The 18,675-nt window shown below is 37.6% G+C and carries 14 protein-coding genes and 4 tRNA genes; 10 read left to right on the plus strand and 8 right to left on the minus strand.

What is annotated here, in order from left to right; all coding sequences use genetic code 11:
• Positions 1-28: 28 nt before the first annotated feature.
• A complete protein-coding gene (locus EXE10_RS03455; RefSeq protein ID WP_068974887.1) occupies positions 29-412 on the minus strand; it encodes an SCP2 sterol-binding domain-containing protein in 384 nt (127 codons plus the stop codon).
• Positions 413-636: 224 nt separating this feature from the next.
• The gene (gene ttcA / locus EXE10_RS03460) at positions 637-1,545 is read right to left on the minus strand and encodes a tRNA 2-thiocytidine(32) synthetase TtcA (protein ID WP_068974888.1); all 909 of its coding nucleotides are present in this window, start codon (positions 1,543-1,545) and stop codon (positions 637-639) included.
• A 495-nt stretch (positions 1,546-2,040) separates the two neighbouring features.
• Here ttcA and EXE10_RS03465 point away from each other — a divergent pair, with 495 nt between their 5' ends.
• Positions 2,041-2,952, plus strand: a complete 912-nt coding sequence (locus tag EXE10_RS03465; RefSeq protein ID WP_130112368.1) for a lytic transglycosylase domain-containing protein — start codon at positions 2,041-2,043, stop codon at positions 2,950-2,952.
• A gap of 336 nt (positions 2,953-3,288) precedes the next feature.
• Positions 3,289-4,194: a protease HtpX gene (gene htpX, locus EXE10_RS03470; protein ID WP_068974890.1), complete on the plus strand. Its 906-nt coding sequence runs from the start codon at positions 3,289-3,291 to the stop codon at positions 4,192-4,194.
• A gap of 112 nt (positions 4,195-4,306) precedes the next feature.
• Here htpX and EXE10_RS03475 read toward each other — a convergent pair whose 3' ends face one another.
• Both EXE10_RS03475 and EXE10_RS03480 read right to left on the minus strand, forming a co-directional pair.
• Positions 4,307-4,891 (minus strand): DUF4112 domain-containing protein, encoded by a 585-nt coding sequence (locus tag EXE10_RS03475; RefSeq protein ID WP_130112369.1) that lies wholly within the window; start codon positions 4,889-4,891, stop codon positions 4,307-4,309.
• Positions 4,892-5,073: 182 nt separating this feature from the next.
• The gene (locus tag EXE10_RS03480) at positions 5,074-6,105 is read right to left on the minus strand and encodes a L,D-transpeptidase family protein (protein WP_130112370.1); all 1,032 of its coding nucleotides are present in this window, start codon (positions 6,103-6,105) and stop codon (positions 5,074-5,076) included.
• Positions 6,106-6,576: 471 nt separating this feature from the next.
• Here EXE10_RS03480 and pyrC point away from each other — a divergent pair, with 471 nt between their 5' ends.
• The 4 genes from pyrC to EXE10_RS03500 all read left to right on the plus strand — a co-directional run bounded on the left by pyrC (position 6,577) and on the right by EXE10_RS03500 (position 9,946).
• Positions 6,577-7,611, plus strand: coding sequence for a dihydroorotase (gene pyrC / locus EXE10_RS03485; RefSeq protein WP_130112371.1), 1,035 nt, complete (start codon positions 6,577-6,579; stop codon positions 7,609-7,611).
• The gene (gene rnt / locus EXE10_RS03490) at positions 7,596-8,255 is read left to right on the plus strand and encodes a ribonuclease T (protein WP_068974893.1); all 660 of its coding nucleotides are present in this window, start codon (positions 7,596-7,598) and stop codon (positions 8,253-8,255) included. The genes pyrC and rnt overlap by 16 nt, the downstream gene beginning before the upstream one ends.
• A 20-nt stretch (positions 8,256-8,275) precedes the next feature.
• Positions 8,276-8,351 (plus strand) — tRNA-Glu (locus EXE10_RS03495).
• 152 nt (positions 8,352-8,503) lie between these two features.
• Positions 8,504-9,946 (plus strand): amino acid permease, encoded by a 1,443-nt coding sequence (locus EXE10_RS03500; protein ID WP_130112372.1) that lies wholly within the window; start codon positions 8,504-8,506, stop codon positions 9,944-9,946.
• 31 nt (positions 9,947-9,977) lie between these two features.
• On the opposite strand, the gene EXE10_RS03505 is transcribed toward EXE10_RS03500, so the two are convergent.
• Positions 9,978-10,643 (minus strand): hypothetical protein, encoded by a 666-nt coding sequence (locus EXE10_RS03505; protein ID WP_130112373.1) that lies wholly within the window; start codon positions 10,641-10,643, stop codon positions 9,978-9,980.
• A gap of 138 nt (positions 10,644-10,781) precedes the next feature.
• Between EXE10_RS03505 and EXE10_RS03510 the strand changes: the two genes are divergently transcribed.
• The 4 genes from EXE10_RS03510 (at position 10,782) to EXE10_RS03525 (ending at position 13,080) form a co-directional block, all read left to right on the plus strand.
• Positions 10,782-10,857 (plus strand) — tRNA-Glu (locus tag EXE10_RS03510).
• 263 nt (positions 10,858-11,120) lie between these two features.
• Entirely contained in the window at positions 11,121-12,542 is a 1,422-nt protein-coding gene (locus EXE10_RS03515) for an amino acid permease (protein ID WP_068974896.1), read from the plus strand.
• 341 nt (positions 12,543-12,883) lie between these two features.
• Positions 12,884-12,959, plus strand: a tRNA-Glu gene (locus tag EXE10_RS03520).
• A gap of 45 nt (positions 12,960-13,004) precedes the next feature.
• A tRNA-Glu gene (locus tag EXE10_RS03525) sits at positions 13,005-13,080 on the plus strand.
• 117 nt (positions 13,081-13,197) lie between these two features.
• Here EXE10_RS03525 and EXE10_RS03530 read toward each other — a convergent pair.
• From EXE10_RS03530 to EXE10_RS03540, 3 genes are all read right to left on the minus strand, one after another.
• Complete coding sequence (locus EXE10_RS03530) at positions 13,198-13,782, minus strand: YiiX family permuted papain-like enzyme (RefSeq protein WP_130112374.1); 585 nt, start codon at positions 13,780-13,782, stop codon at positions 13,198-13,200.
• A gap of 148 nt (positions 13,783-13,930) precedes the next feature.
• On the minus strand, positions 13,931-15,196 hold the full coding sequence (locus tag EXE10_RS03535) for a putative solute-binding protein (RefSeq protein WP_228256774.1): 1,266 nt from the start codon (positions 15,194-15,196) through the stop codon (positions 13,931-13,933).
• A gap of 349 nt (positions 15,197-15,545) precedes the next feature.
• Positions 15,546-18,675, minus strand: a 3,130-nt coding sequence (locus tag EXE10_RS03540; RefSeq protein ID WP_130112375.1) for a type I secretion C-terminal target domain-containing protein, incomplete at its 5' end; no start/stop codon positions are given.

Here is an 18,675-nt window from a genome sequence, read left to right on the forward strand (position 1 = left end):
GACTTTAGAAAATCCCTATACAAGATAATTAAGCAGTTTGCTCTAATACTTTCTTGAATAAATCTTTTTGTTCTTGGCTAGGTTTAGCAGTCTGTAAAGCCATCAATTGAGACATATCGCCTTGTACTTTGATTTTACCTGTCATGAATGCTTGCATTGCAGCAGCCATATCAAATTCTAAGAATACTTTACGAAGTGTTTCAGCATCCATATTCAATGTTGTTTTAGCATTTGCAGAAGAACCTTTTACGATTTTGCCGCCATCTAAAGCAAGTTCAGTGTTGCCATTCGTATCTGCTACAACCAAATTAATCGCTAAACCTGAAAGTGCTGGTGGTAAGTTTAAATCACCTGCTTCAGCAGTTAATTTTTCAACATTTGCAAACCAATCATCAGTTAAAAATGCAGGCATGTTCATTCCTCAAATTATTTATTCAATTTATTGTGTCATCTATCCAGACAACATCGTGGTGAAGCATTTTGCTTGCCCAATGTTATAGCATGATAATTTCAGTTTGGGCTAAAGTTTTTTGTACGGACTGTTCATATTTGATTGGTTTTATCGTTTTATTTTTATAAATCAGGCACTCATTTCAATATGAGTACCTGATTTGATCATTTAATTGGCATAAATGATCATTCAGCTGCAAAACTAAGGTTGACCACATCTAGGCGATTTTTCATCTCTTCCGTATCACACTTCATATCAAACTCACGTTCTTCATCCAATTTTTCAAAATCAAATAAGTCACGATCCGCCAGTTGTGATGGCGATACATTTTGTAATGCACCAAAAATACTATGTAAACGTTTTGGATACTGCTTATCCCAATCACGTAACATGTCATTTAAAATAGCACGTTGTAAATTTTCCTGAGAACCACAAAGGTTACATGGAATGATCGGGAACTTACGGATTTCCGCATATTTAATAATGTCTTTTTCTTCAACGTACGCCAAAGGACGAATCAAAATATTCTTTTTATCTGAAGAGAGTAATTTCGGTGGCATGGCTTTTAAGCTTCCGCCATGAAATAAGTTTAAGAAGAATGTTGCGAGAATATCATCACGATGGTGACCTAAAGCCACTTTAGTTGCACCAATCTCTTGAGCAAAACCATAAAGCGAACCACGGCGTAAACGTGAACACACTGCACAATAGGTTTTACCCTCAGGTGTCAAACGCTTGGTAATGGTATAGGTGTCTTTTTCCAAAATATAATAAGGAATATTATTTTCTTCCATATATCTTGGTAAAACATCTTCAGGGAAACCGGGTTGCTTTTGATCGAGGTTGACTGCAACCACATCAAAGTTAATCGGTGCAATACGTTTAAATTGCAACAAAATGTCAAGCAATGTGTAACTGTCTTTCCCACCAGAAACACAGACCATTACCTTGTCACCTTCCTCAATCATTTTAAAGTCACGAATCGCATGACCCACCTGACGACGAAGTTTTTTCAAAAGACGATAATAAGCCGAACTCGTTGGAAGTTCTGGTTTGAAATTAAATCCTTGTTCGGACTCAACTGGCGAGTACATAGACGCGTTTTACCAAAAAAAAAGACTGCGTAATTTTAGCCGATTTGTTCGTTCATCGCATCTAAAGATTTTTTATTTTTGCATTATATTTTATTTGGTCATATTCCTGTCTTATTCACACATCTAAAATAGACCGTTAAGTTCAAATTATAGCCAAGGTGCTTATCTTTTGGACTTTTCCACAGTTTTCCACAAAACCTGTGGATAAAATTGTGGATTGTTCAGGGCTTGACAATCGTTTCTCACGCTACGATGGGCTTTCTATTTAAATTGATCATTTTTTAACCAGTATTTTTAGTTAATAATTTTCAATAACTTAGACTAGTCAATAGGTAGTTTTCAAAAAAAAAATTAAAATTTTTTTTGATTAATATGTCTACAATTAAGACTTGCATTTTTCTGTTTGTATTGTTAAAACTCAATTCATAGTTTTTCTTGTTGATGATCTTTGATAAACTCCCAAAGGAAATTGGGGAAATATTTTAATTACTAAAAATGAAAAAATTGATTACGGGTTCACTGGTGTCTTTTTTGGGGTGTATGAGCTTTGCTTCATTTACATCACAAACTTTTGCTGGTCAAATTTATTTTTATAAAGATCAAAATGGCACAACTTTACTCACCAACCGTAAAACCTCAGATCGTTCGTTACAAAAAGTCAAAGTGACTTATTACAAAGACAGCAATATTCATAGTTACAGCAATTGGGGAAATTCAGAATCCTCTGTCCTGCCAAGCTATAGTAAAAATAAAAACTCTTTTGACAGCATTATTCGTCAGGCAGCACAAACGCACGGTGTTTCAGAGGGTTTAATCAAAGCCGTTATGCACACCGAATCTGGCTTTAATTCAAATGCCAAATCTCCTGTCGGTGCACAAGGTTTAATGCAACTAATGCCAGCAACCGCTCGACGTTTTAATGTGTCCAACTCATATGACCCACAGCAAAACATTTATGGTGGCGCAAAGTACCTCAGTTGGTTAATGAAGCGTTTTAATGGCAATACCAATTTGGCTTTAGCCGCTTATAATGCGGGTGAAGGCAATGTCGATAAATACGGTGGTATTCCCCCATTTCGTGAAACTCAAGACTATGTACGACGTGTCACAAGCCGTTTAAATAATCTATATTCAGGTGGCTTAGGACTTTCTGCAAGCAACACCAGTAATAGCAATGCATCGACTACTGGGCAAATCATTGCTCAATCAAATCCAAATAGTAACTCAAACACTCGTTCAAATAATGAAAGCACGACTCAGCTCAACAATGCTTCTAATATACAGCCTGTAAAATATAACCCTCGCCCAATCATTGTTTCGTCGGATGGTACGTATACTGATGCACCTGCAGGCTCATACGCAACCGCACATGCGAGCGCATCTGCACATATTAGTATCAGTAACTGATTTTTGAATTATCCGTATGCTTTAGGTTTTGTTTTACTCTATCTAAATCTAATTTAAATCAATGATCGGTAAACAAACCTATCAATTATAATTTTCACAATTTTTAACAATACATTTAAAAGCTCCGATTTTCTCTTCATGAGAGAATCGTTTTTTATCGTATTCGAAATAAATAATATATTTAGGGCTAACTATTCAAATCAGCTGATTCTTCAAAATACCCCATGGATAGTTTTTTCCAATTATTCTTGAATTTTAATCATCTAAACCTCATATTCCTAAACATGATTTATTTTTGATAAGTCACTTATCTATTTTTAAAAGAGGATTTATCCCATGATGCGGATTGGTTTGTTTTTGCTAACCAACCTCGCGGTACTGGTTGTAGCTGGCCTTATCCTATCTATATTAGGTGTTGGGAGTTACCACGGCGCTGGCGGTCTTAAACTAGGCAACCTGATGGTCATCTGTTTGGTATTTGGTATGGTAGGGTCTTTAATTTCCCTATTTATGTCAAAATGGATGGCGCTTAAAACGACAGGCACTGAATTAATTGATCCAAATGCTCCTCGTAGCCAAGCTGAAGTTTGGTTATTACAAGAGGTTGCTCAACTTTCTCAACGTGCTGGTATCCAAATGCCAGATGTTGGTATCTTCCCTTCATATCAATCCAATGCCTTTGCAACAGGTTGGAATAAGAACGATGCGCTCGTTTCTGTTTCAACAGGTTTATTGGAACGTATGAACAAAGATGAACTTCGTGCAGTGCTTGCGCACGAGATTGGTCACGTTGCCAATGGTGATATGGTGACACTCTCACTGATCCAAGGTGTAGTGAACGCCTTTGTCATGTTCTTTGCACGTGTTGCAGGTGATTTTATCGACCGCAATGTCTTCGGACGTGAAGAAGGTGAAGCCCCTGGTATCGCATACTTTGTAATTTCTATGGTTTTAGATATCGTATTTGGTATTTTAGCCTCTGCAATCGTAATGTGGTTCTCTCGTCACCGTGAATACCGTGCCGATGAAGCGGGCGCGCAACTGGCAGGTAAAGAAGCCATGATTTCGGCATTGTTACGCTTACAAGCTGAATCAGAAATGCCTGATCAAATGCCAAAAGAAATGAAAGCTTTCGCAATCGCTGAAGGTAAAGAACAAGGATTTAGCCTAGCTGCTTTATTCCAAACTCACCCAAGCATTGAACAACGTGTTGCAGCTTTACGCCAATTGAATTTGCCTTAAGTAAAATATTTAGAGTTTAATCAACAAAGCCTCCTAGATGGAGGCTTTGTTATTTACAAGGTCAATCAAAAATTAAAATCCGCCATTTTCGATAAAAACCACTCATCACCGTCTACTTTGTCTGGAAGCTTTGATACCAATCCCACAGCATTTGTACACCAAACCACATAGCAATCCCAATCAAGACCAGAACAATCAGTCCTAAAATATCTGGAATATGAATCCATAACCACGCCACTACTGGATTTCTCCAGAAAGCCGAAGTTTGTTGTTTTTGTTCTAATTTTTCATGCAGAAATGGATGTACCACATGATCATCACTCTGAATTTGATATTCATTCCGAATATGTTCATGTACGACGTCCAAAGCTTTACGACTAGGGCGAATAAAAATATCAAACAAAGTTCCAGCAATTGGAATACACCCTACGATGCCATCCATCACCGCTAATTTTAGTACACCATTCAATTTTTCTTGGGGTACCCCAATTTGCTTGGCTTTATATACGGCATAACAAGTCATAGCAAAACCAGCAATATCTCCAGCAACAGGAATCGTACTGAGTGCGGCATCTGCACCGACCCCTTGCTTGGTAAATGGAATCCGAACCACTGAATCCATCATATTGGCAAATTTAGCCAAATCACGTTCGAGTCTTATCACTTCTTGAGTCGATAATTTTTTTTCTGTGCTCATGCAATAATCATCTTTTAAGTGTAAACGTATAATTAATCATAACGAATAAATTCAGTATCTTGTGTATAAATTTGATATTTGACTCACATTTGACATTAATAAAGAGAACTTTCTAGTCAAATAAAAGGCTAAACATTTACATGGATAGCCTTTTAAATATGCTGCTACTCAGATGAATCTAGTTAATCTAAAAATATGACGACAGCGCCCTCTTGCACTTTACGCCCCAAATCATTGGCATCCCAATTGGTCAAACGAATACAACCATGAGAGGCTGTTTTTGAAATTGACGATGGATTTGGTGTTCCATGAATACCAAATGTCGGTTTACTTAACGCAATCCACATATTCCCCACAGGCCCATTAGGTCCAGGTGGCAATGATAACTTCTTCTTATTCCCCGCTTGTACAAAGTTTTTCGGGTTATACATATATACTGGATTAGGTGCAACTTTAATCACTTTATGTGTCCCCTTGGGCGATGGTGTACCCGATGCGCCAATAGTTGCAGGGAATGAAGCAATCATTTGATTTAAATGATTATATAAATATAGTTGCCGAGCTGGTTTATGCGCAATAATTAAAGAAATATCTTGAGGAAGATCGTTGCGAACGATAGGTACATTAATCGTCTCGCCGACTTTTCTAAAATTCGCTTTAGGATTGATCTGCCTTAAAAAGTCTTCATCAATATGAAACTTCTCACCGAGCATTTCAGTGACCCGCGTATAGTAAAGCCCTCTCATTTTTGCTTGTTGAGCATAATTACGCGGAATTGCTTTTGCATAAGGGCCTTTAATATCCTCTGCACTAATCTGATAAGCAGCAAACGCAGCAGATTTTTGATTTTTAAGTAAACTATCCCATGTCTGTTTATCTAATTCACCACTAATCGGCAACCCTTGGATCTGCTGATATGCTGCAAGTGCTTTTAAAAAATTTTTCCCGCTTTTTCCATCAATTGCACCGGGTGAGGCATGCAGATTATTCAACATGACTTGCGCACGTGCATAAACAGGAAATTGTCCGCGCCCTAAATGAGCAGACCAATTTGCTGTATTTATACCATTCAAAGACCAATCTTGCTTTGAATTTTCAGAAATAGATTCTTGATTATTTTCAGTTTTCTTATTTTGTTTCGCAAATGCTTGGACTTGAATATTTAACCCAACAAGGCAGATGATACAAATAAAGTTCGGCAGAAACTTGCCCATATTAAACTCGCTTATGACTAAATATTATAATTGATTTAATATTTATTAATTAAACTTATTTAAAACACACTAAAGCATGTTTAAATCACTGTTTTTAAATAAATTAAAATCAATAACATTCTACCTCATAACTGAATAATTTAATCACCAAAACAGTACGTAAATAGAACCTTTATATGATGCTATTATCATTTTTTAACAAAAATATGCAATAGTACAAATTATTATTACGCGATTAAATTTATGTTTTTTATGCTCAACTGTATATTTCATTCTATTATTGACTCTACAGATGATTTTATAAATGTAATCGTTAACACTTTAATATGACAGTAACATAACCAGATTGCATAAATTATAAGCTTTAGGGCTGTTTTTAATCATTTAATTCTGCTTATTGATTAGAAATTGCTGTTATCATTTTAAAGTGTAATGGATTATTATCTCTTTTATTTGTCAGTAAGAATTGCCTTGAATACGATCTCTTTGCTTCAGCCAGATGACTGGCATGCTCACCTCCGTGATGGTCTTGCTTTACAACGTACAGTTCCTGATTTAGCCAAACAATTTGCTCGCGCGATTTGTATGCCGAACTTGGTTCCACCTGTTAAAACGGTTGAAGAGGCAAATGCCTATCGTGAACGTATCATGGCGCATGTTCCTGAAGGTATTCAGTTTGACCCGCGTATGGTGCTTTATTTTACCGATCAAACTTCACCGACTGAAGTGCGTAAAATTAAAGAATCTGAACATGTAAACGCAATTAAGCTCTACCCTGCTGGTGCGACCACCAACTCTGACAACGGTGTAAGCGATATTCGTAAAGTCTATGCTGTAATTGAACAACTTGAAGAACATCAGGTTCCGTTGTTATTGCATGGTGAAGTTACTCACAATCATGTCGATATTTTTGATCGTGAAAAACGCTTTTTAGATGAAGTTCTTGCGCCTTTATTGCGTCAATTTCCAAAATTAAAATTAGTTTTAGAACACATTACCACCAGTGAAGCAGCACATTTTGTTCTTGAACAAGATCGTAATGTTGTGGCAACGATTACACCGCAACATTTATTATTTAATCGTAATGATATGCTGGTGGGTGGTGTAAAACCGCACTTCTATTGTTTACCTATTTTAAAACGTCAAACTCATCAGCAAACTTTACTTGAAGTTGCAACCAGTGGAAATCCTAAGTTTTTCCTTGGAACGGATAGTGCGCCACATTCTAAAAATGCCAAAGAAAATGCGTGTGGTTGTGCAGGTTGTTATAGCGCACCAACAGCGATTGAGCTTTATGCACAAGCATTTGACCAAGTCGGTAAGATCGAACGTCTAGAAGGCTTTGCGAGTATTTTCGGTGCAGACTTCTATGGTTTGCCTCGCAACACAAATAAGATTACTCTTGTCAAAGAAGATCAGGTTATTCCTGAAAGTTTAGATTATTTGAATGGTGAACAAATTATCCCGCTCTATGCTGGAAAAACCATTCAATGGAGAAAGGTGTGACAACTGAAACATTACCTGTGATTGGACAACGTTTTCGTGGTTTTTTACCCGTCGTTGTTGATGTAGAAACAGCAGGTTTTAATGCGGATACTGATGCATTGCTAGAAATAGCATGCATTCCCATTGTCTATGATGCTGATGGAAAATTTGTACCTGGTGAAGCGCATCATGCGCATATCAACCCGTTTGAAGGTGCAAATTTAGATCGTCGTTCATTGGATTTTATCGGTGTAGATCCATTTAATCCAATGCGTGTTGCGATGGCAGAAGATGAAAAATCTGCGCTGAAGCGCATGTTTAAAGCGGTCAATGAAGTTCGTCGTGCGCAACACTGCACCCACGCAGTCTTGGTTGGGCATAATGCACACTTCGACTTAGGTTTTTTAAAAGCTGCCATTGCACGTACTGGCACTAAAAATCAAAACCCTTTTCACAGTTTTTCTGTATTTGATACAGTGACTTTGAGTGCGGTGATGTTTGGTCAAACTGTATTAGCAAAATCATGTATTCAAGCAGGAATTGAGTTTGATGGTCATGAAGCACACTCTGCTTTATATGACACACAAAAAACGGCTGAACTGTTTTGCTATATTTTGAACAAACTCGCTCCACACTTACTTGACACTTTGATGGCGGATCAATAAGATAGCGCCATCTTCTAAACGTCCCTATCGTCTAGAGGCCTAGGACATCGCCCTTTCACGGCGGTAACCGGGGTTCGAATCCCCGTAGGGACGCCATCTATTTTATAATTATTCAAATTTCTCACTCTCTATCACTATCTTTATAAATATTTAGTTTTCTTAGACTTTCATCTCTGTTTTTATATTTTATTTTGTGAATTTTCACGTTTTCCTTTAAAATAATGCTTTAAAACTGTTTCTCCATCTCTATGCAATCTCCCGATCAATCAAATCAGCAGTCAAATTTCGACAATCATGCTGATGGACAGTCTATTGTCTTAAAAAGATCCATGACCAGACGTCATCTGATTATGCTGTCTTTAGGTGGTGCCATTGGTACTGGTTTATTTTTAAGTTCTGGTGAAGTGATTGCACAAGCAGGTCCTATCGGTGCAGTCATTTCCTATATCATCGGTGGCCTAATCGCCTATATGGTCATGCTGTGTCTTGGTGAACTTGCTGTCAACCAACCTGTGACAGGTTCATTTGGTGCATTTGCTTCTCGGAATATTGGTCCAGGCACAGGCTATATGGTGTCATGGATGTACTGGCTGGGTTGGTCAGCAACATTAGGCACAGAATTCACTGCTGCTGCAATGCTGATGCAGGAATGGTTTCCCACCACATCTATTTGGTTATGGACGCTGGTCTTTATTGTTGCAGTGTTAATTTCTAATCTGACTTCAACTCGTTTCTTTGCTGAGTCTGAGTTTTGGCTTTCATTTGTCAAAGTGGCGACCGTGCTGGTCTTTATCTTACTAGGTCTTGCAGCGATCTTTGGTTTGATTCCTTTTCATGGTTATGAATCTGCACCTTTATTTAGCAATTTAACCGCACATGGTTGGTTACCCAATGGGTTATTCCCGATTTTTGCCACCATGTTGATTGTGAATTTTGCATTTAACGGTACAGAAATGATCGGGATTGCGGCAGGTGAAACAGAAAATCCTGAAAAAAATGTCCCTAAAGCAATTCATGCTGCTGTTTGGCGTCTGATGATCTTCTTTGTAGGAACGATCATTGTGATCAGTTCACTTCTTCCATACCAAGATGCAGGTTTAGCAGCACATGGCGAAGGCATCAGTAATAGCCCCTTTGTATCAGTATTTAACTTGATCGGGATTCCATACGCTGAAGATATTATGCGTTTTGTGATTATTACCGCCCTACTTTCTACAGCAAACTCTGGTTTATATGCGGCTTCTCGTATGATGTGGGCGCTCTCTGTTCAGAAACAATTACCGAAAATCTTTTCAAAATTAACCAAATCTGGCACACCTGTCATTGCGATTCTTGTGACCATGATTGGCGGTTTACCTGGATTATTGTCTGAACAGTTTGGTGCAGATGTCATCTTTAAAAATCTACTAGGGGTTGCTGCTTTTACCATGGTGATTGTATGGATGAGTATCTGTTGGAGCCAATTTAATTTCCGCCGCAAATGGCTTGCCAGTGGAAAAACCTTAGCCGATTTAAAATTTAAAACGCCGTGGTATCCATTGGTCCCTATTCTCGGTTTTATTACCTGTACCGCAACAGGACTCAGTATGGCAGCTGATCCTGAAATGTTGTCTGGGTTTATTGGTTGCTTGTTGTTTATGGCAGCCTGTTATGCAACTTACTATTGGTTGTATCATAACAAAGAAAATTAGATCTATTTTTAAACCAGCTTCGGCTGGTTTTTTATTGAAAGGGCTGTGAAAAAACAATATCTAGTTTTTTTAAATAAGGTTCATCACGTTTGGTTTTCTGTTGTTTCTGAATGTTAAATATCCATATACCCGCAATAATAAACATTAAAATTTGAATAAATAAACGCACATTCGTCGCAGGTAAAAAATTTAAACCGGTCATCGCGAGAATGCTGATCGATAATGGCAAAAACACTTGATTAGAGTTTGAATTTTCCTTAATTTCAGGAAGCTCTCTTGTAACGACTTGTTCAAAGGAGTCAACAGAAGTGTCTTCTAATCGTTCAAAATAATCTTGTAATTTTTGATAAAAAAGATGTAAATCAACATGCGGATCACCAACCTGATGCAGTCGTACTTTTAAAATAAGATAAATTTTAAATAAACTTTCAGGATGCAAAGGAAAGACTGTAACACTGCTCTCTTTGATCGCTTGCAATTGTTTTTTTAAATGGCTGGATGCACTTTCAGCTAATAGTTTTTCGAATACTAGGATAATGTCATCCGTTTTAACCTGAATACGCTTCTCATCACAATAATATTCAAACCAACTCTTATATTTATGTAGCACTATTGAATATTGATACAAACGATCTCCAACATTAAACTGATTAACTTCAAAATCGATTTGCTCAATAAAGTGATCTAAATTCACCATTAACAGTTTTTCCCCAATTTTTTGGTTATTTTCTTAATATTTTTAAATGATTGTTATTTAAACACTTAAGCTAGTTACTGTCAAAAATTACTTTGACAGTTGCCACATTTATCATTAATATACGCATCACCTCATAACGTCCCTATCGTCTAGAGGCCTAGGACATCGCCCTTTCACGGCGGTAACCGGGGTTCGAATCCCCGTAGGGACGCCATATTCGAGATTGTTTCGCGATGAAACATCTCATCAAAAAGCCTGAGCAATACGACTCAGGCTTTTTTATATCTAGTAATTTATCGAAAGCATTTACAACAAACTCAAAAACTATCTATATGTTTTTTCTTTATTTTTAAAAATAAAATTATATAGCATACATTTATAGTAATGATTATTTAGCATAAAAACCACGCAGTCATTGCACTATTTATCAATTGGACTAAAATATCGCGCTTCTCGTTTTATTTAACTTCGACACTTATGCAGCCATCACCTCATCCACATGATGCCTCCCCTACATCATCGCCACTAAAACGTGCAATGACGACACGCCATTTGGTGATGATCTCGCTTGGTGGTGCGATTGGCACAGGACTTTTTTTAGGTTCTGGTGAAGTGATTGCCCAAACTGGCGCAATTGGTGCAATTATCTCCTATATCCTTGGTGGGATTATTGCCTATATGGTGATGCTGTGCTTGGGTGAGTTAGCTGTACACATGCCTGAATCTGGCTCATTTGGCACCTATGCTTCCAGATATATCGGTCCTGGTACAGGTTATACCGTCACTTGGCTATATTGGTTAACATGGTCTGCCACTTTAGGTACAGAATTCACTGCTGCTGCCTTGCTGATGCAGGAATGGTTTCCACATATTTCGATGTGGCTCTGGACCATTATTTTTGCGGCCATCGTTTTTGGCTTAAATATGAGTTCTACCAAATGGTTTGCTGAGTCTGAATTTTGGCTCTCCCTAGTGAAAGTGATCACTGTCGTTGCTTTTATTTTGATTGGTTTATTGGCAATTTTTGGTATTGTGAATTATCAAGGTCAAGAAACAGCCCCATTATTTAGCAACCTCACTGCTGCGGGTTGGTTCCCTCAAGGCTTATTCCCAATATTCACCACCATGCTCATTGTGAACTTTGCCTTTTCAGGTACTGAGCTAATCGGTGTTGCAGCTGGTGAAACTGAAGATCCTGCTAAAAATGTACCCAAAGCAATCAATACTGCGATTTGGCGTCTGCTGATTTTCTTTGTTGGAACAATTATTGTCATCAGTGCATTACTTCCACATGAGATGGCAGGTTTAGACGCGCATGGCGTCAGTAGTAGTCCATTCGTTACCGTGTTTAATCATATTGGAATTCCATACGCCGAAGACATTATCCGCTTCGTGATCATTACGGCATTGCTCTCTGCTGCCAATTCAGGCTTATTTGCTGCCTCACGCATGATGTGGTCACTTTCAGCCAAGAAGCAGCTTCCAAGCATATTCTCTAGAGTCAATGCACGTGGTATCCCTTACATCGCAGTCATTGTGACAATGTTTGGTGCTTTACCTGGCTTGCTTTCAGAGCAATTTGCACCTGAAACAATTTTTAAGAACTTACTCGGTGTCGCTGCATTTACCATGGTTGTGGTCTGGATGAGTATTTGTCTTAGCCAATTTAACTTTAGACGTGAATGGTACAAACAAGGTCATACTAAAGCTGAACTTGGCTTTGCTGCACCATTATTCCCCATCGTACCGATTCTTGGCTTTATCTTCTGTTTAATTACCTGTATCAGCATGGTATTTGACCCAGAAATGGTTGTTGGTTTTATTTGCTGTATGATCTTTATCATCGCTTGTTATATTAGCTATGCCTTACTCTATAAAAATAAGAATGAAATCTCATAAGGTTTCATTCTGAGCAATAGCAAAAAAGTGCAGCAATCGACTGCACTTTTTTATTTCCACCCTTGAATCTCGAGGAAAAGCACATCAATGAACATATCAACATCGATCCAAACCTTAGTATGCTATTAAAATAACTTCATTTCATGGATATAGCTGAAAGTTGGGACTGTGAACGCGCTTTCAATTTATATGGCTTAAAAATGGTTGAAAATTCTTCATAATTTAAGCGATTTTCCAATATTGCTGTGTTTTTAAACATCTAAACATTATTTCAGTTTTTATTGCAGAAAAAGGTTTGACACTTTTCCATATTCACCCTAATATACGCCCACCTCTGAAACGACCCTATCGTCTAGAGGCCTAGGACATCGCCCTTTCACGGCGGTAACCGGGGTTCGAATCCCCGTAGGGTCGCCATTAAATTAATGGTTTAGTTTCTAAATTCAAAGGTTTGCCTCATTTGTCCCTATCGTCTAGAGGCCTAGGACATCGCCCTTTCACGGCGGTAACCGGGGTTCGAATCCCCGTAGGGACGCCATATTCGAGATTGTTTCACGCTGAAACATCTCATAAAAAAGCCTGAGCAATACGACTCAGGCTTTTTTACGTCTACATCTATTATTTTAAATAACACTCAAATCAATTTTCTTAAACATCATTGAACCGTAATTAATTGCTTAGATTTAAAAATAGCACTTGGTGCAATCACTTTTTCATCTAAAGGAATTTTTTGCCCATAACGCTGTTTCATCAATGCTTTCACACTTGGATCAGTAAGATCAAAACTTTTTAATTGGGCTAAGGGAGCTAATTCTATTCCCAACGCACCTTTAAAGGCTTTCCACACAATTTCAGAACAGTAAATCGCATCATCATTCCATTCAAAATAGATATCATACGGTTTATTTAAATATGCCTCTGCATCTTTAACTAATTTATTTTGCTGACTTTGCGTTAAATCCACCCGATAGCGTTTTACAACGTAGGCTTTATTAACTCCTCGATCAACCCATTGTTTTAATGGTGTATATTTCACAGGCTGTATAGCTTCCAATACCCAAGTCTGCCCTTGCTTATTTACAATCATCCCCATATGACTATAAGGTGAATGCGTTGCCTTTTGAATCACTTGGCTTTGTGCAGATTTGGAAGTATGAAAGATAATATCGCCTGTCTTATAAGGCGCTGAATAAGCAAATGTAGAAATAAAACTAAGACCCAAGACTAAATATCTATTCATCACAGCAAACTTTATTATTGATTCCCGTAATGTATGTAAGTTAATCCATCTAAGCAAGTTGTAAATCAATCACACATAAAAAAGAAGTATAGCCAAACATCACTCTACTCCTTAGTGTTTAATCCTAAGTCCTAATTAAGGCACGGTTTTATTCATCATTTAAAGCACATTCAAAGCTACTAGGATTTTGACCACAACGTACTTTCTTTAAGATCTTCATCATCGCTGGGTCATAATAGCCCTCTTTGGTCATTGCAATTCGTGCTTCACGCATGATTTTAATATAGCCTGGTTTATCTGCTTCACGAATATCGAACCAGTACTTTTCAGGCACATCTTTTTCCAGTTTATCAACAAACTGGAACGCAGGAGAAAGTTGTTTTGAAATCATTTCACGTGCAATAGGTCCCAAGCCTGCAGGGAATTTATTACGATGCATGATCAACGTCCCTGTGACTTGAATCAGTGGGAATTTGATAATTCCACCGACCACATTGCCATTTTTATCCGTCATACCCTTTCTGAGTTCTAGAGGTTTAAATAACAAAGCAGGCCCCGCCATAATATCGACTTCTTTGTTATTAAACTTACCGCCTACTGTGAGTAAATCGACAGAAACAGGTTGTGCTCCAACATTTTGAACCAGTTTCTTTTGAGTCGCATCAAAATTCATCACAGCAACTTTTTTACCTGCGGCTTTGGCTAAGGTATCAATTTTACGATCATTGACCATGATATAGGCAGCACCCAATGGCACGATACCAACAATTTCATAATCTTTATTGACCATTTTGGCATCGTATTCTGGGCGTGCCAATAACTGAATCACTGACGTGAGTTGCTTATAATTTTGCACTGCACCAATTGCGTCAATACTACCCACAAATGGGTTAAATTGTCGCGCACGGATATTACTGATTCCTGCGCCATCACATCGTTTACTACGAAAATCTTCTGTGAGTACACGCTCATCGGTATACACTTTGAGTTGAATATCCGTGGAAGCCTTTTGTTTTAATTTTGGATAATCTAAATCAATTTGCATAGACAACTTAGTTGGGCGTGTCATTTTCATATTCACACCAAACTCTTTGGCAATCTGCGTGATACGAGGCATTTCACTGATATAACTGGTTGCTTGCTCAAAAGCTTCGCTGTTTGCCCCATCAGGTGAATAAACACATAAAGTGACTGTTTTAGGAATTTGCTTCCAGACCTTAGGATCATTCATCAGCACTTTAATTTTATTTTTAGAATGCTCTGATAAGGTTAAATCCAATTTTGACGCAGGTGCTGCTAGTATCTGCTGTGGAACAAACAATGCTGTACACAATGAAATTGAAATAATCTTAAAACCCAACAATAACTTAGGTCGAAATGCTTTTTTATTTTCTGATCTATGATCATTTTGCATACGCATGACATTGTCCATAATGATGTTATTTTCCGATTCTTTTAGCTTAATCTTTATGAGGTATATTTAAATTGACTTAAATAAATCCAACATTTGTCAGAAAAGATAGAGCGCCTTTATCAAAATCAAAATTCACTTTTTAAGTCTATATTTCAATCATGTATTGTACATAGACATAGTAAAGTCTCTTCTTCCTTTGGTCGGTTTAACTCGATACAAGAAAAATTAAAGCAGTTATGCTAAGTCAGCAATTGCATATAAATGCCTTAAGATATTGTTTCTTAGCCAATAAAAAAGCTCCCGAAGGAGCTTTTTTATTTAGAATAAATTATCCGTTATCAAATCATCATTAAATGATGATTTGATTGTTTTTCAATAATTCATCCAAAGTCACATCAGTTGTTTGGTTGTTCAACACTAACAATTCAGTACTTTGATAGCTACCTGCTGTACCGTCACGGTCGATCGAAATCACTGCTTGGTCTGCATTGGCATCATAACTTACAGTGAGGTATTCACTGATATTTTCAAAGTTTGCATTGTTGTCAAGCAAGTCTGAAACATCAATCTGATCTGCAGCTGTGAAGTGATCTACTGTGGTTAATATGTTGCCACCAGTGTTGTCATCGTTGAGTAGATCGAAGATGATGTCACTAGTGTCTTCATAATCCATTGAGAACATTGCAAAATTTGCTGATACATCTGACTTAATAGAAACAATCTGATTGTTACTTACATTACCTTGGTCATCAGTGACTTGGAAACTAATATCTTTTTGAGCCCCATCCGCTGATGTCAATTTAATTGCTTGTAATAATGTATTCCAATATTCAATTGATTCAGAACCATCTCTTGCTGTAATGGTTAAAGTACCATTATTGAATGCTGTTTCAAAATAGTCTGCAAGTGTAGCTCCTGAGTTATTTAATTTTACAGAAGCTAAATCTACAGTTAAAGCATCACCAACAACATAACCGCTGTCAATTTTGACCACTGCTGATTTTAGACCATCAATATTGGTTGTTGATGAAATATTGACATATTCCAAAATATTGTCAGTTGTTCCTGCAGGAACAATTACATTACGATCCGCAGGTGCATTCACGATTTCAAAACTACTGATTTGAATATCATCACGCCCATTACCATCTGCTTCGCCTGCTTTATCATAGGCAATAGCGAGTTTATTTCCTTCAGCTGTTGGTATTTGAGCATCAGCAGGAATAGAGATCAGGAATTTATCCAGTACACCATTTTCAATTAGGAAATGACCTTGGGTACGTTTATCACCATCAGAATAATAAGTACTCCATGTTTTCCAATCAATTGAGTCACCATATTTATACGTGACACCATTGATGGTTAATACAACATCAGGATGCAATATCTCTACTTTGCCCATACCAGACACAGTACCCACTATATCGTTATTAGCAGGAGAATCGCTACGTCCATTTTCTGCTGATGTTGTAACTTTAATAAGATCTACATTATTGTAGGAAATTGTTCCTGATACGGCCTTACCACTCTCTGCAGTTCCCCAATAACCATTGTTCCAACCGATATTCAATGCAATTAAAGCATTGGCAGGGATCGTACCTGTAACAAGTTGATAAACCGTTGGATCACCATTAGTTGTACTCCACGTATCGCCCTGTAATCCAATTAAACCTGCATTTGCACCATTATTATCAGTAAATACATCGGTTTGCCCTGTTACTTTCCAAATACCATTTGTTCCTTTCCATTTATCAAATGTGGCTAAATCAGCATCCTGACTATAACTGCTTGACTTCGCTTCAACATGGATGGTTAAACCTGATGTAGGTACAACCACATCGATAATTTCACCCTGTCCTGTCACACCACCAACTTCAAGCGTGACATTTTCAGTACCTTCAACTTCATTATCTGTTGTCGCTGTATAGGTTACAGTGAAACTTGCAACACCTTTCGGTACTGTAATTTTCCCTGTTGCAGCATCATAAGTCACACCATTGCTAAAGCTTGGTGTTCCATAATCTGAAGCACTTGCTGTATCCGTATCCGCCCCCAACTTAAAGCTATATTCAGTTGCCTGCGTAGTCGCTTTACTCAATGTAATGGTATGTTCTAAATCTTCACCTTCTTTCGCTTGAGTATCAGAAACCGTTTTAATCGTTGGATCAGTAAAGTCAAACTGGTTAATATAAACATTACCTAAGCCTGCTTTATAATCCAAAGTACCCGTTGCTGTACTAGATTTTAAACCATCTTCATCATATATCGTAACTTCGACTTGACGCTCACTATTAGTAACAGACTCACCTTTTTTAACACCAAACATAAGTAAGTTGATCGCATCAGAGAAATCTTCATGAGGCAATGCACCATCTGTCGCAGTAAGGGTTAATTCAGTTTTATCATCATTCCAAAGAGCTGTTATACCTTTTGGTAATACAGGAGTAATAATTGTTCCATTTAAATCACCAGAAATTTTAATAACAGCTTTTGATACTTCAGCACCATCATCATCCGATATTGCAAAACCTTCACCAGTTAGAACTTTTACATTCCCAGCAATGCCATCTATACCTGTACCATCATGATTCCAGATAGAAATTGTATTTTGTCCTACAATTAAATCTGGCAAATTAATTCGACTTTTATCTGCGTCAGAAATAAATAGCTCAATTAACTTTGATTCTGACGTTGATGAGCTTGCAAAGAAACGAATACCATCTTTATCTACCACAACTTGGATACGAGGTAGCCCATGGATATTTTCATTCCACGGTGTAGTGCCATTCGCATCTCCAAATGGTTTTCCATCAGCAGTTTGCAATATGATCTGATTGTCTCCATGTACCTTATCACCCGCTTGTAACTGGAATACAGGTGTATTTGTATTTGAACCTTTATCAATAATTGATTGACCATTCACCAATAATGCAAATGAATTATCAACCAATGTCAAGTTAATAATAATCCTCGCTGTATCAAGATCATCAGCACTTAATTGAACATTTGTATTATGTTTCTTAGCTGCTGAGTCATTAGGAGTACCAGCATTATCATTAGAATTACTACTTTTAAATGAACCATTACCATCATCACCACCAGTAACTTTCACAGTCTGAGTTGGTTCTTTAGAAATAACTTCTGGTGCTTTTAATACATCACCTCCTTTTGACCCTGCATTTTTTGTAGCGTCAAAATAAGTATTTTCAGCAATATCAGCTTTCGCATCACCAGATGTATAGGTAATTGGTGCAGTCCAAGTTAAACCACCATCTTTAGTTTCTAATCCACCATCACTCGCAGTTGAATCAAAATCAAAACCTTGTACTGTAAGCAACCCTTTTACCTGTTCTGCTGTTAAAAGGTTACCATTCACATCATAAGGCACTTCACTAAACTCAATTGTGATATGCGGATTAACTAAATTACTTTCTTCAAGTTCGATAGTCACTGTTGGTGCTGCGGTATCCACTGGTGCG

Source organism: Acinetobacter sp. WCHAc060033 (assembly GCF_004209125.1).
Lineage (GTDB): Bacteria > Pseudomonadota > Gammaproteobacteria > Pseudomonadales > Moraxellaceae > Acinetobacter > Acinetobacter wuhouensis.